Raw genomic sequence first — 13,366 nt, forward strand, 5'->3', positions numbered from 1 at the left:
TATCGGTTGTTACCTTCGCCTGCCCGTTCCGTAACTACCGGGCATCATGAACCGCGAATCCAATAAATCCTCGCTCTTGGTGCGGGGCAAAGCCTGAACCATTTTTTTCGCAGTCGGGGTATGTACGGGCGGTGAGGGTTGCGGAAGCTTGGTTTCGGCTGCTTTTGCGACCTGAGCTGGTGTGGCCTTTTTTAATTTGCGCGGTGCCGCCGTTGTAACGATAAAGCTGAGCTTTGGGCGAAGAGAGGCAACAAAGGCGTTGCTATAGATCGACCCATCAACTAGGCCGAATATGCTGTTGAGAAAACTGAAGTCCCCATGCTTTTGTGCATGTTCAGTAGCCATCTGCACAACATGTTCGTAGATACCAGATTGACAAAGCTTCTTTAAGTCGATAAAGGCACGGACCCTGTTGTCCGTAATGGCAGTTAAAAATTTGCGGGCTTCCGCCACTTTCTTCTCGTCCATCGCAAACTCCGAAAAAGGAAAGCTCTATCGCTCTTCTATGCTTTGCAATTCCGCATTGTATTTATAGTTGACGATATCGCCACTTATCAGCATGTTGGCTGCTGCTTCGATGATGTGTAGTGGAGCAATGAACCACTCCCGAGGTGTAAACCGCTTGCCATCTTTATCGAAAACATCTACTGCGAGACATGATGATCCGAAGAAAGTGTGAAGGGCGCGCCTACATCCCAATCATCCTCTTCCGCGCATCTACGCTCGAGGAAAGGTCAAGAAATGAAACTCTTGGTGACTATCGGTGTTTGGTCCATTCTAAGCCATACTCACACTGCGAGCTAGGACCAGTTCCTGGAGCACTAGCTCGTTGGGGCAGCTAGGATCTGCGGTTCGTCTTTGGAAGTGCTCGCCGTTTTCCTTGCCGTCCAAATTTGGGGCCGCTGAGTGGGACGGTTTCGTGCGCCCTGTTGAAATATTGAATCGAATCCATGTCAGATCTCTTCGCCACCAAGGCACCCCAACCACTTGCGGAAGCACTCAGGCCCGCAACCTTGAAGGAGGTTATTGGGCAGTCTCATCTGCTGGGTGAAGGTAAGCCGTTGCGCCTTGCTTTTGATTCTGGCAGACCTCACTCCATGATCTTGTGGGGGCCGCCTGGTGTGGGTAAAACAACCATTGCGAGATTGACGGCAAACGCTTTTGATTGTGAGTTCATTGCCCTGTCTGCTGTGTTTTCTGGTGTCAAAGACATCAGAGACGCGATGGAGCAGGCAAAGCGAAACCAAGCCAATAGCAAGCGCACTATCCTTTTTATCGATGAAATCCATAGGTTCAATAAAGCGCAACAGGATGCTCTGTTGCCTTATGCCGAATCAGGACTGGTGACGTTCATCGGAGCCACTACCGAAAACCCATCTTTTGAGGTTAATTCGGCTCTGTTGTCTCGCTCCCAAGTCTATGTGTTGAAGTCATTGAGTGAGGATGAACTTAAGGAGCTTTTTCAACGGGCAAAGGAGAACGTATTCCCTGAGCTTGACTTTGATGAGCTAGCCCTCAACACTTTGATTGGCTATGCCGATGGTGATGCCCGCAGATTTCTCAATCTGTTGGAGCAGACTAAGGCTGCCGCTGAGGTTTCCAATGTTGAGACGGTCACTGCAGATTTTGTATCCAATGCCCTAACTTTGAACTCCCGCAGGTTCGATAAAGGTGGAGACAATTTCTATGATCAGATAAGTGCCCTTCACAAATCTGTGCGGGGTTCCAATCCTGATGCTGCCCTTTATTGGTTTACTCGCATGCTAGATGGTGGGGCAGATCCAAAATATTTATCCCGCCGAATTGTCCGCATGGCATGGGAAGACATTGGACTTGCAGATCCACGAGCTCTTCAGATAGCAAACGATGCCGCTTCAACTTTTGAACGATTGGGTAGCCCTGAAGGTGAGTTGGCTCTCGGTCAGGCGGTTATCTATCTTTCTATCGCGGCGAAGTCCAATGCTGGCTACAACGCTTTCAATGCTGCCAAGGCATTTGTTCGACAAGATAAGAGTCGGGAAGTACCTGTCCACCTTCGCAATGCTCCAACCAAGCTAATGAAAGAATTGGGGCATGGTCATGCTTACCGATATGCTCATGATGAGCCACATGGATATGCGGCAGGAGAGACATACTTTCCTGATGGTCTGAGACATCAATATTGGTATGTACCAGTCCCTAGGGGATTGGAAGTGAAGATTGCCGAGAAACTGGCATTCCTCAGAAAGCTCGATGATGAGGCGCAGGGCGAATAGACGAAGTTGAGATCTGCTTCGGATTGTAGTTCAATCACGATGAATCTCCTGTCCAAGAGAATTCTGAGGATAACCAGTGAACGACAAGAAGCTGTTGTTGATTGATTTTGAAAACAAGCAGAAGGTCGATCTTTCCTCGCTAGACGAGAGCTTCCGAGCGATCATCTTTGTGGGAGCTAATCAGAACCCTCCCAAGGCTGCGAAGAAACCTGTAACGGCCCATAGGTTCAGTCGAGTAGATTTTCTGAAAATTTCGGGTGCTGGAAAGAATGCCTTGGACTTCCACATAGCCTTTGAGCTTGGTCGGACATTTGAAACCGCGCCAGATACCCAATGCTTCGTGTTGAGTGGCGATAAGGGGTTTGATCCCTTGCTGAACCATCTGAACGCCAACGGTATGAGCTGCAAAAGGGTGGAGAGTATCGGGGACCTGATGCCCGCTGCTGCGGCGCCAATCATTGCCCCTGATCTCGTTGTTTGCCCTCATTGCAAAGCGGCGAGCACGATTGAGCATCATGGTGGGCAGTGGTGTACAAACTGCGGGAGATTTGCCTCTCCCCCAGATCCCAAGCTTCTGCCTTCCAATCAGAAAGGCTACCGGGAGCCAGCACGGACTTGGCGTGAAAGCACTGCCCTTTACGCGGTGTGTGAATGGTGCCACCAGAAGGCCGATATGACGGGTGGTATCTATGATGATGGTGAATGGATGTGTGGCCTGTGTATTAGTCGCTACGCCAAATAGGAAGCTATGCCCAAAACACCAGAAGAGCTCCGTCTCGCCTTTGCCAAGCGTGGTTCCGCCGAGTCAGGGAAATATGGGGAAAAATGCATTGCTAAAACAGAGTCGGACACTGATGTCGTAGTTGATGCGAAATTTGCGACTACCCATAACGGGAAAGCTTTGCGATGCCAAACTGGGAAATAGAGAAACACCGGCAATTTAAGGTATTCGCTGAGGCCGAAGTTCCCGGAACCACTTGAGAAATCCTGTTTTTGATTTTTCCGAAGAGGTCTGATGGAAAGCGGCTAGTCTAGGTGGGGCTTTCTGAGTTTTTTGATGGGGTGGATGTGGGGGTCAGGGGCGATCCGGGGAAACAAGTTTCTCTCCAAGATAGAGATGAACTGTGGGACAAAAACGATTAACTTAAAGTAAGAAATATGTGATTCTGGCTGGTATAAAGAGCACCCAATTGGGTGCTTTTATATTGCACGTAGTTTTGCATGGGCTGATTGGTTTCGTAAGCTACGGGGTCAAAAGGAAAATCTCTCGCCCCGGCCGTTGTGCTGAATGAAGACGTCGATACGTTCTAAAAGCTAGATCATTGAGGCCATCGAGCGCATATAGGCGGGTCTTGCGGTGCCAGCGCTGTACTCGAAGACGGGCACCAGGATGGCGTTCTACATTTACCAGCTTTGACTGCGGTCATATCCTCATTCTTGCTGAGGGTAGGCGTCGAAGAGCTGAAAGCGGGTTCCGTAGTCGGAAGTCTTTCTTCCGTCCGATCTCCTTTGTCATCGAATAGACAAGTTTAGAAATGTATGATAGCATCGAGCGACATTTTGGCGTTTTGTGTTACAACTAACGGTCATCTTCATATTGGCGGTTAAGCAAAGTGAAGGTGACTTTTAATTGACTCCCGGCTGACAAAACTCTTGGTCTTCATCCTGCTAGTTATGATGAAAGCGAGGCCGTAAAACGGTTATCGCTGCTTAAATAATAGTCTTCTGGTCTGATACGTCTTTGTTCGTGATGAGAAGTCGGCCATTTTTGACGCTGCAGTAACCGCGATTATCAATGAATTGCTGACTAGCAAGAAAAGGACGAGGAGCGCGCTCCACCGCACGGGAAGGCTTTGCGGGACCCAAGGTTCCGGCTTAGGTGGTACGGCTTCAGGTTCGAGCGAAGATAGGCCAAGAACCCGACCACCGCCATAGAACATTTTAGAATATATTTTTGAACCGCAAGATCCGAAAAATTTAATTGGAATTAATTGTATGAAGCGGCTTCTTGGCAGTACTTTCCTCGCTCTGATCCTGCTGACGGGATGCAAGCCCGATCCTCGGGGTCCGGTAGAAGTCATCGGAAAGACATACTTTAATAAAATGGGCACTGAGTTTGCTTTCACCGACAAAGAGAACGTGAAGGTCACGGACATTAAATCCGGCAAAGTTTCCGATTTGAAGTACACCCTGGCAGGCGACGATCTTGTAGTCAATTTCGATTCAACCCGATCACTCAACTTCCGACGCAGTGGGAATTCTTATTACGACAGCGGGAATCGCTTCGAGATTTCTGAGAAGACGGACGCCGACAGCGCTCTGATCGCGAAGCTACAAGAGGATGGTCGTAAGGAACAAGAACAAAAGAAACGAATGGATCCTCAAGGAGCGCCGTCCGCTCCCGCATCTTATGTATCCGCAGAGAGCATTGGCGACGAAAACAGCGATTGGGCCACCTGGATAGCGATGGCTTGGAACGCGGATGCTCAAGACTCCGATACGCGGCTCGGAGTACTGTCGAAAGCGTGGTACTCGAATCAAGATAGCTTCGAACGTCAAGCAATCAAGACGAAAGAGCTTGCTCGCATTGAAGAAAAACTTGAACAAGTCAAGAAAGTAGAATACTTGGCAATAACTGCACGAAAAAAGACTCCTATTGATAATTTCACTGTATTCCTTGAGGGGTCCGCAGGCTACGATTTTGATAAAAAATCATTCAAATTGGTCAGCGCCTTCTGTAACTCTAACATGTCATACTCCGTGAGATCCGGTGCCATGGTGAGTTTCGCTAATACTAACAATAGCCCCTTTTGCTATCTGCCGGTTCCCGATCAGGCAGTCGCGAAGCAACTGGAGGTGATGCGGGTAAGCGGACAGCAACTCCGGTTCGATGTAACGGTGTATTCAAAAATTGCAGGAGTTGATGGTTCGAACAAAATAATGTTGGTGCCCATAGCACTTGATTACACGATATCTAAAGAAACCTACAAGCCAGTTCAGCCGGACGACTTGCTGCTAAAGACTAGTCACTGGCCCTATAAGTGAATCCCAGGCTTCTCGGTTTTTCCAATTCAATTGCGGTTCGGTTTGTGGCGGGTTTCCGTTGCAGCAGCTTCCTAACTGGAAAGGATCTGTTATGCGGGTTTTATTTCGAGCATTGTTCTTCTTCTCCTTCCTGTCTTTCTTTCTGGGAGTGATCGTTTTTGCTATAGGCGCTACAGGTTCGGTGCATGACTCTTCTGGTCCGCTTCAGTTTGGGCTTTTGCTCATGCTGCCACTAGTCGCGGTGATTATCCTGAAAAGCTATTTGAGCAAGGCCTACAAGCGGCGGTTCGAAGAGTTAGTGGAGTCCAATGGTGGTGCTAAGTATGCTGATTTTGTGGACCTTTCTGGAATTGCCATAACCAATGCCGGAAAAATCGTTCTTTGCAATCTCTCGAATCTTAAAGCCTATGCCCTGGACGATGTTCGGTCCTACAAATGGGCGACATATGAGCCTGGTATTGGAGACGGTAAACACCTTGCCACTATTGCGCAAGAGCTAAGGCAGCAGGACGATGGAACTGGTCTGTTCCTGTCGTTAAAGGATATTTCTAACCCTACCTGGCACGTCCGCTTTAAGAAGAAGCCCCTAATCGACAAATGGTTTGAAATCCTCAATCAGATTTATGGAAACTGACGAAGTTGATCTAGCCTTGGTTTAGCAGGCTAGAGAATGAAAAGCACCCTCTGGGTGCTTTTTTGCAATCTATCAAAAGGAATACCCATGAAGCTGTCTGTAGACCTTAAGAACTGCTATGGCATCAGTGAGCTGGTGCATGAGTTTGATTTTGGTAACACTGGTGGCTTTGCTGTTTATGCGCCAAACGGCTTCATGAAGACTTCTTTTTCAAAGACCTTTGATGATCTGGCAAAGGGCAGAGAAACTAAAGACCTGATATTTCCAGACAGGGAGCCGAGAAGAACAATTAAAGACGGTGATGGCAACGACATCGCTCCTGATTCTGTCTTCGTCGTTGAACCCTACAATGCCGATTTTTCGTCTGAAAAAACATCATTGCTTCTAGTGAATAGTGATTCGAAGCAAAAGTACGATGATGCGCTCAAACAAATCGCAGACAAGCAATCAGATCTTTTTGCGAAACTTAAGCAGTTGTCCGGTCTGACAGGCAAAACGTTTACTCTCGAAACCGAGATTTTGAAATGCTTCGGCAAGAAGTCGCTTGCAGACTTGATGGAGTCGTTAGAGAGGCAGATTAACGCTGGAACTCCCTCGCAGCTTTCCACTGTAGTTTATGCGGAAGTTTTCAATGACAAGACCATCGGGCTTCTCGAATCTGGCTCGATCAAAGATCAGATAGAGGAATACATCCAGAAATACGATGAGCTAGTTTCTAAGTCCGATGTTCTTAGCAGGCGATTCAATCACCACGGCGCATCTACGGTAAATAAACAGCTTAAAGATAATGGATTTTTTGAGGCGAAACACACAGTAAATCTCAGAACCAAGGACGGAATTAAGGAGATTTCGACTGCTGATGAGCTTGCGGAAAAGATTGAGGATGAAAGAAGAAAAATTCTGACAGATAAGGATCTGGCTGCAAAATTTGATGCGATTGATAAGAAAATACAGAACACTGAATTGAGAAGGTTCAGGGATTACCTCTTTGATAATCAGCACATCCTTCCATATCTGAAAGACTTCAGGCGGCTTCAAAAGGATCTATGGGTTTGCTACCTCATTGACCAAAAAGAACTCTATGGCCAGTTTTTGGAAGCCTTCAGAACCAGCAAGGTCACTATTGAAGAAGCCATTGAGCAAGCGAAGAGTGAAAGGACAGAATGGGAGGCCGTCGTTGAAGCATTCAACAAACGATTCTCTGTCCCGTTCAGGATAAGCGTCTCAAACCAGGATGATGTAATTCTAAAAGGCTCACAGCCAGCCATTGCATTCAGGTTCAAGGATGGTGATGGTGAAGGAGAGGTCGCTAGAGAATCCTTGCTGAAGGTGCTAAGTCAAGGGGAAAGACGGGCCCTTTATATATTAAATATTCTCTTCGAAATTGAGACGAGAAGAAAGCAAGAGGCGCCCACAATTTTGGTCATTGATGATATTGCTGATTCTTTTGACTATAAGAATAAGTATGCAATTATCGAGTATCTGAAGGATATTTCGTCTTCAGGTAAGTTTCTATGCCTGTTCCTGTCGCACAATTTTGATTTTTATAGAAGTATCAGTGGAAGGCTTGGATTGCGACGCGAATGCAAGCTACATGCCGCCAAGACAGGGCGAAAGCTGAGGCTCATCGAAGAGAAATATCAAAAAAATCCTTTCAATCATTGGAAGGATAATTTAACAATATCCGCATTCTGCATTTCGGCGATTCCATTTGTCCGAAACCTGGCTGAATACTGTGGGTGGGGTGATGAGTTTCTTAAGCTGACTTCATTGCTTCATGTTAAGCCAGATACGGATACGATGACGCTTGATGAGCTTTGTACGATTTATAAGAGAATATTGGCTGATAGACAACAGTTGACTTTGGTTCCACAAGAAAGGCTCGTAATTGACCTGATCAATGAAGAAGCGGAGGCGGTTTTTAATGCTCAGGAAGAGATGGTAGAGCTTGAAGGAAAAATTGTTCTTTCAATTGCTATTCGGCTTCTTGCGGAGCGTCATATGATCAGGGCTATTAATAATCCTATTTTTGTCGACGCGATTAAGGAGAATCAAACGGTTAAGCTCCTTCAAGAGTATAAGAAACTGGGGGTTGGCAGGGCGGAAGATGTTTTGGTGCTTGAGCAGGTTAATCTGATGACACCTGAGAACATTCATTTGAATTCATTCATGTATGAGCCGATCCTAGACTTGGGGATCGCTCACTTGAAGACCCTGTATTCCGAGGTCAAATCTCTACCGTGAGGAAAGGAAGGCGCCCACTAGTTTGCCTTTGCTTCGGCAGAATCGTATAAGTTTCTCTCTTTTCCATTTGCGGCAGCGTTGTCTTTCTTCTCGATTTCGGCGAAGACGATCTCTGCAGTCAGAAGGCGGCCACTGCGTTTTTCTTGCTCGCCGATTCTTAGAAGTTCTATCAGAGCTTGTTGTTCATAGGGGTCGAATTTAGAGTCGCTCATACCTTGAGGTCCTGTGGCGTGTGGCTGTATAGTATGGGGCTAGATTTTTCAAACAGGCAGTAGGGATCGGAGGTCGGCAACGCTAGGTAGAAATCGTCATGGATAGCTTCGCTGCACAAGTGGAAGAGTTGTGCGAAATGTTGTGCGAGAAATCGGCGCTTATGTGCAGATTCGGCTCGTTGGGTCAGCTTTTACTTAAATAAATCAACGAGTGCAAAGCTTTCTCCACCGTTCGTACAAGGCGCAGCAGGATGCCTTCCTGCCCTATGTCGAAAGCGGCCTGTTCACCTTCATCGGCGCGACCACCGAGAACCCCTCGTTCGAGGTCAACTCGGCCTTGCTGTCGCGGGCGCGGGTCTACGTGCTGCAATCGCTCACGCCCGAGGAACTGCAACTGCTGGTCGACCGCGCCATCGCGGCCTTCAACGACGGCCTGGAGGCCGGCGCCGCCATGCGCGTCGAGCCGGACGCGCGCGAGCAGCTGGCGGCCTGGGCCGACGGCGACGCGCGCCGGCTGATCAGCGCGGTGGAAGTGGTGGCCGAATCGGCCCAGTCCGCCGGACGCGACAGCGTGGACGCGGCCTGGCTGGAAATCGCGCTATCGCAGAACCTGCGGCGCTTCGACAAGGGCGGCGACGCCTTCTACGACCAGATCAGCGCCCTGCACAAGGCGGTGCGCGGCTCGAATCCGGACGCGGCGCTGTACTGGTTCTGCCGCATGATCGATGGCGGCGCCGATCCCAAATACCTGTCGCGCCGGCTGGTGCGCATGGCGGTCGAGGACATCGGCCTGGCCGATCCGCGCGCCACCGACCTGGCCGTCAACGGCGCCGACATCTACGAGCGGCTGGGCTCGCCCGAAGGCGAGTTGGCGCTGGCCCAGGCGGTGGTCTACATGGCCTGCGCCGCCAAGTCCAACGCCGTCTACAACGCCTACAACCAGGCCCGCAAGTTCGCGGCCGAGCACGGTAGCGCGCCGGTGCCCATCCACTTGCGCAATGCGCCGACCAAGCTGATGAAGCAGTTGGGCCACGGCAAGGCCTATCGCTACGCCCACGACGAGCCGCATGGCTACGCCGCCGCCGAGCAGTATTTCCCCGATGGATTGAATCCTTCCTTCTACCGGCCGACCGACCGCGGCCTGGAGGCTAAAATCCAGCAAAAGCTGGCATTCCTGCGCGAGCTGGACGCACAGGAACGCGCCAAGAAACGGTAAGGGGCCGCCGGCCCGCTTGCCCTCCGCAACCTCACCGACATCACCATGCTAGACCCGATACTGCTGCGCAAAGACCTGCAAACCGTCGTCGACCGCCTCAAGACACGCGGCGTGTCCTTCGACACGGAACGGTTCAACGACCTGGAATCCCGCCGCAAGGCCGTCCAGACCGAGACCGAATCCCTGCAAGCCCGCCGCAACGCGCTGGCCAAGCAGATCGGCCAGCTCAAGGCCAAGGGCGAGGACGCCAGCGCCGTCATGGCCGAGTCCCAGGCCGTGCCGGTGCGCCTGAAGCAGCTGGAAGAAGAGCTGGCTGCGCTGCAGCAGCCGCTGAACGAGCTGCTCATGTCGGTGCCCAACCTGCCGCACGCCAGCGCCCCGCTGGGCGAGTCGGCCGACGACAACGTCGAAGTGCGCCGCTGGCTGCCGGCCGCCGCCGGCCCCGACGGCAATCCGCAGCCGCTGGCCTTCGAAGCGCGCGACCACGTCGCCGTGGGCGAGCCGCTGGGCCTGGATTTCGATATGGCCGCCAAGCTGTCTGGCGCGCGCTTCTCGTTCATGCGCGGCCCGATCGCCCGCCTGCACCGCGCGCTGGCCCAGTTCATGCTGGACCTGCAGACCGGCACGCACGGCTACACCGAGTGCTACACGCCCTATATCGTCAATGCTTCGACGCTGTATGGCACGGGCCAGCTGCCCAAGTTCAAGGACGACATGTTCGCCGTGTCCAAGGGCGGCGGCGATGACGATCCCAAGGTCGACGACCAGGGCAAGCCCTATGTGCGCGAGGACCAGTACCTGATCTCGACCTCCGAGATCACCCTGACCAGCGTGGCGCGCGACTCCATCCTGGCCGCCGCCGAGCTGCCGCTCAAGCTCACCGCCCATACGCCGTGCTTCCGTTCCGAGGCCGGCAGTGGCGGCCGCGACACGCGCGGCATGATCCGCCAGCACCAGTTCGACAAGGTCGAGATGGTGCAGATCACCGCGCCCGACCAGTCCTACGAGGCGCTGGAAGACATGGTCGGCCACGCCGAGCGCGTACTGCAGCTGCTGGAACTGCCGTACCGCGTGGTGCTGCTGTGCACCGGCGACATGGGTTTCGGCGCGGCCAAGACCTACGATCTGGAAGTCTGGCTGCCGGCGCAGAACACCTGGCGCGAGATTTCCTCGGTGTCCAACTGCGAGACCTTCCAGGCCCGCCGCATGCAGGCGCGTTTCCGCAATGCCCAGGGCAAGCCCGAGTACGTGCATACGTTGAACGGTTCCGGCCTGGCCGTGGGCCGCGCGCTGGTGGCCGTGCTGGAAAACCACCAGCAGCCGGATGGCAGTGTGGTCGTGCCCAAGGCGCTGCAGCCCTACATGGGCGGCCTGACGGTGCTCAAGCCTTGAGCGCGGGCGGCTGACATCGGCCTCCTGCATCCGGCTATCGTCCGGACGCAGGGAAAAATGACGGACTCCCTCGGGAGTCCGTTTTTTTTATGCTCGGAACACAAGCCCGGTTTTATTCACCCATATCGGCTTGTGCGATGTGCGGGCCAGCCATATTCCTGTCGTTTTTGCTGATTAATCTGCGTGGATAAGTGCTTGGTTCAAATGTTAATAATTGTGTAATCCGATATAAGGGCCGGATAGTTGCGGCACAATACGCAGGCGTATACACGCATCATTCACTTATAAATAACAAAGGAGTTATCCATGACTTCAAGAATGATTGGAGATTTTCGCGTGAGATGCTCGGTGGCTCAGGAAGAGAACCAGGGCTACCGCGTGGAGATCTGGACTCGCCGCATCGGCGGCAGTGCGCCGGAAAAATGCTGGACGGTGCCCGGACAGGAGCCGTTCGCGACCTTGGACGAGGCGGAGCAGGAAAGCCGCAATCTGTTCGAAGAAATCAACGGCGTGCGTTTCAACGGTGAACCGGAGTTTGCTCATGCGTCCGCATAATGGTTGGTGGCGGGCGTCGAGCGCGCCCCGTCGGTGGATCGATCTGGTCCAGGAGCCGTCGCGTTGGGAAGGCGGCAAGGTTCAGCAGGCGCCCTTGGCGAAGCCGGCCGTTGCCGGTAAGCCGCTGCCGGTCCCTGCTGTCTGATTCGTCCCTACCGTCGGGCGACCGGACATCGCCCTGACACCCGGCGCATCAGCTCACGAGCGGCGTTGCCGCCCTGCTCGAAAAAAAGCCACTCGAAAGAGTGGCTTTTTGCTTGGCTGCGCGCCGGATCAGCGGCGGTGGCCGTGACCGTGCCCCCAATCGCCGTGACGGTAATAGCCGCCACGATCGTGCCAGTAGCGGCCGCCGCCGCGGTAGTACACCGGCGCGGGATAGATCACGGGCGGCGCGACATAGACGGGCGCGGGCCGGTAATAGACAGGCGGGGGCGGCGCGTAGACGGGCGCCGGCGCCACGTACACGGGTGGGGGCGGCGCCACGTAGACGGGAGCGGCCGGGTAGACGACGCCCGGCACGCCGATGGATATGCCCACGTCCACGCGAGCCATGGCCGCGCTGGATATCACCAGGCCGGCGGCGGTCGCGCCAGCGATAAGCCATTTGTTCATGTTGCACCTGCCCGCTGCGTGACGCAGCAAAGTTGAGTATTTGTCGACGCTATTTTCCCGCCTTTCATCGCGGAATTGGTAAGCGCAGCCTGCGCAATAGCGACAATACGCAACCGTCCCCCAGTGTTATGGCGTGGCTGTGTTGCGTTGCCGCATTCATTTTTCGCCCTGGTAAACCCTGAGCTGAAATCGACTGAAATGCGGCGGAATACCGCTGATTCCTGCCGGTGAGTTACAGGCAGTCACCATCTGGAGAGCGGTCGCGACGGCAGGCGCGGGCAGCGCGCTCAGTCTTCCTGCAGCCCGTCCTGCCGGCGGCGGAATTCCACTACCCATACCCAGGGGTTGGCCGCCCAGGCATGGGTGCCGTAGCGTTCGCACCAATTGAGCGCGAAGGCGGTCTGCAGGGGCACGCCAGGCAGCAGCGACGACGAATGATAGAGCGCCAGCGTGCCCTCGGCGCGGGCGTCGGCTTCGGACAGGCTTTGCAGGCGCTGGATGCGCACGCCTACGACCACCGCGCTGGCGAAGGGCGTGCCCGATTCATCGGCAAGCAGGATGCTCTCGCCGGACTTGCCGTAGGGACAGCTGATCCAGGACGAGGTCTTGCGCAGTTCGGCCGATCCTTTGCGGGACGGTCCCATGGCCACCCACTTGCCGGAGTCCGATGCGTCGGCATACCAGATCGTGGTGGGCTGGGTGGGCTGGGGTTTGACGATGCGTCGCGTCTGTACTTTGTAGCCGTCCAGAATCGCTTGCTTGAGAGGCTCGCTGAATTGGAGTACCTGCCGTTTCATACGTTTGTTTTTCCCCTCGCAGTCAACGCTGGTGTGCGAATGGCGCCGCCGCCGGGCGTTCCGTATCGCGCGTCGGGTGCATCTCGGCCGGGGCACGCAAAGAGTATGCCGCCTGGCGCGTCCGGTGTCAGGCGCGTTGCGACATTTTTTATCTTTGATGTTGGGTCATGGGGTATTCGCGGGCTTGTTTGTATACTGGACCCATGAACACAAACCTGCACAATCTCAAGCCCGGTTACTACTGGTACACCATGGCCAATGATCCGCTGGCCGTGATCCACATCCACGACGACGGCGGCGCCACGCTCATGGGCACCGATTACCGCCTGACGCCCGAAGGCGTGGCCGACATGGTCCGCCAGGGCGAGCGCTTCTTCTGGATCGAACCGCCCCAGGCCTGATCC

Annotated in this window: 12 protein-coding genes and 1 pseudogene; 9 read left to right on the top strand and 4 right to left on the bottom strand. The window is 53.4% G+C overall.

All coding sequences use genetic code 11. The features are described 5' to 3' along the window. Nucleotides 1–9: 9 nt before the first annotated feature. Nucleotides 10–468: a hypothetical protein gene (locus C2U31_RS30485; RefSeq protein WP_158658343.1), complete on the bottom strand. Its 459-nt coding sequence runs from the start codon at nt 466–468 to the stop codon at nt 10–12. A gap of 482 nt (nt 469–950) precedes the next feature. Here C2U31_RS30485 and C2U31_RS11470 point away from each other — a divergent pair, with 482 nt between their 5' ends. The 5 genes from C2U31_RS11470 (at nt 951) to C2U31_RS11480 (ending at nt 8,178) form a co-directional block, all read left to right on the top strand. Further along, nucleotides 951–2,255, top strand: coding sequence for a replication-associated recombination protein A (locus C2U31_RS11470; RefSeq protein WP_103272900.1), 1,305 nt, complete (start codon nt 951–953; stop codon nt 2,253–2,255). Nucleotides 2,256–2,331: 76 nt separating this feature from the next. Beyond that, a complete protein-coding gene (locus C2U31_RS30490; RefSeq protein WP_158658344.1) occupies nt 2,332–2,997 on the top strand; it encodes a PIN domain-containing protein in 666 nt (221 codons plus the stop codon). Nucleotides 2,998–4,250: 1,253 nt separating this feature from the next. Continuing rightward, the gene (locus tag C2U31_RS30495) at nt 4,251–5,300 is read left to right on the top strand and encodes a hypothetical protein (protein WP_158658345.1); all 1,050 of its coding nucleotides are present in this window, start codon (nt 4,251–4,253) and stop codon (nt 5,298–5,300) included. A gap of 58 nt (nt 5,301–5,358) precedes the next feature. Beyond that, nucleotides 5,359–5,934, top strand: a complete 576-nt coding sequence (locus C2U31_RS11475; protein ID WP_158658346.1) for a DUF4755 domain-containing protein — start codon at nt 5,359–5,361, stop codon at nt 5,932–5,934. A gap of 87 nt (nt 5,935–6,021) precedes the next feature. Beyond that, nucleotides 6,022–8,178 (top strand): hypothetical protein, encoded by a 2,157-nt coding sequence (locus C2U31_RS11480; RefSeq protein WP_103272902.1) that lies wholly within the window; start codon nt 6,022–6,024, stop codon nt 8,176–8,178. A 17-nt stretch (nt 8,179–8,195) separates the two neighbouring features. Here the strand turns inward: C2U31_RS11480 and C2U31_RS30500 are convergent, their stop codons facing one another. Beyond that, on the bottom strand, nt 8,196–8,390 hold the full coding sequence (locus C2U31_RS30500; protein ID WP_158658347.1) for a hypothetical protein: 195 nt from the start codon (nt 8,388–8,390) through the stop codon (nt 8,196–8,198). Nucleotides 8,391–8,613: 223 nt separating this feature from the next. Between C2U31_RS30500 and C2U31_RS11485 the strand changes: the two are divergent. The 3 genes and pseudogenes from C2U31_RS11485 to C2U31_RS11495 all read left to right on the top strand — a co-directional run. Further along, nucleotides 8,614–9,606, top strand: a pseudogene (locus tag C2U31_RS11485) (replication-associated recombination protein A); the annotation flags it as partial. Nucleotides 9,607–9,651: 45 nt separating this feature from the next. Then, nucleotides 9,652–10,998: a serine--tRNA ligase gene (serS, locus tag C2U31_RS11490; protein ID WP_103272903.1), complete on the top strand. Its 1,347-nt coding sequence runs from the start codon at nt 9,652–9,654 to the stop codon at nt 10,996–10,998. A 306-nt stretch (nt 10,999–11,304) separates the two neighbouring features. Continuing rightward, a complete protein-coding gene (locus C2U31_RS11495; protein WP_103272904.1) occupies nt 11,305–11,553 on the top strand; it encodes a hypothetical protein in 249 nt (82 codons plus the stop codon). Between the two features lie 273 nt (nt 11,554–11,826). Here the strand turns inward: C2U31_RS11495 and C2U31_RS11500 are convergent, their stop codons facing one another. Then, nucleotides 11,827–12,165 (bottom strand): virulence factor, encoded by a 339-nt coding sequence (locus C2U31_RS11500; protein WP_103272905.1) that lies wholly within the window; start codon nt 12,163–12,165, stop codon nt 11,827–11,829. A 287-nt stretch (nt 12,166–12,452) separates the two neighbouring features. Then, the gene (locus C2U31_RS11505; protein WP_103272906.1) at nt 12,453–12,962 is read right to left on the bottom strand and encodes an ASCH domain-containing protein; all 510 of its coding nucleotides are present in this window, start codon (nt 12,960–12,962) and stop codon (nt 12,453–12,455) included. Between the two features lie 203 nt (nt 12,963–13,165). Between C2U31_RS11505 and C2U31_RS11510 the strand changes: the two genes are divergently transcribed. Beyond that, nucleotides 13,166–13,363, top strand: a complete 198-nt coding sequence (locus C2U31_RS11510) for a hypothetical protein (RefSeq protein WP_199771083.1) — start codon at nt 13,166–13,168, stop codon at nt 13,361–13,363. Nucleotides 13,364–13,366: the final 3 nt, after the last annotated feature.

Origin of the sequence: Achromobacter sp. AONIH1 (assembly GCF_002902905.1) — a bacterium.
GTDB lineage: Bacteria > Pseudomonadota > Gammaproteobacteria > Burkholderiales > Burkholderiaceae_B > Achromobacter.

Excerpts from the sequence above, each read along its gene's own strand:
- C2U31_RS30485 (WP_158658343.1), bottom strand. The coding sequence starts at position 468 with ATGGACGAGAAGAAAGTGGCGGAAGCCCGCAAATTTTTAACTGCCATT.
- C2U31_RS11470 (WP_103272900.1), top strand. The coding sequence starts at position 951 with ATGTCAGATCTCTTCGCCACCAAGGCACCCCAACCACTTGCGGAAGCA.
- C2U31_RS30495 (WP_158658345.1), top strand. The coding sequence starts at position 4,251 with ATGAAGCGGCTTCTTGGCAGTACTTTCCTCGCTCTGATCCTGCTGACG.
- C2U31_RS11480 (WP_103272902.1), top strand. The coding sequence starts at position 6,022 with ATGAAGCTGTCTGTAGACCTTAAGAACTGCTATGGCATCAGTGAGCTG.
- C2U31_RS30500 (WP_158658347.1), bottom strand. The coding sequence starts at position 8,390 with ATGAGCGACTCTAAATTCGACCCCTATGAACAACAAGCTCTGATAGAA.
- serS (WP_103272903.1), top strand. The coding sequence starts at position 9,652 with ATGCTAGACCCGATACTGCTGCGCAAAGACCTGCAAACCGTCGTCGAC.
- C2U31_RS11495 (WP_103272904.1), top strand. The coding sequence starts at position 11,305 with ATGACTTCAAGAATGATTGGAGATTTTCGCGTGAGATGCTCGGTGGCT.
- C2U31_RS11500 (WP_103272905.1), bottom strand. The coding sequence starts at position 12,165 with ATGAACAAATGGCTTATCGCTGGCGCGACCGCCGCCGGCCTGGTGATA.
- C2U31_RS11505 (WP_103272906.1), bottom strand. The coding sequence starts at position 12,962 with ATGAAACGGCAGGTACTCCAATTCAGCGAGCCTCTCAAGCAAGCGATT.
- C2U31_RS11510 (WP_199771083.1), top strand. The coding sequence starts at position 13,166 with ATGAACACAAACCTGCACAATCTCAAGCCCGGTTACTACTGGTACACC.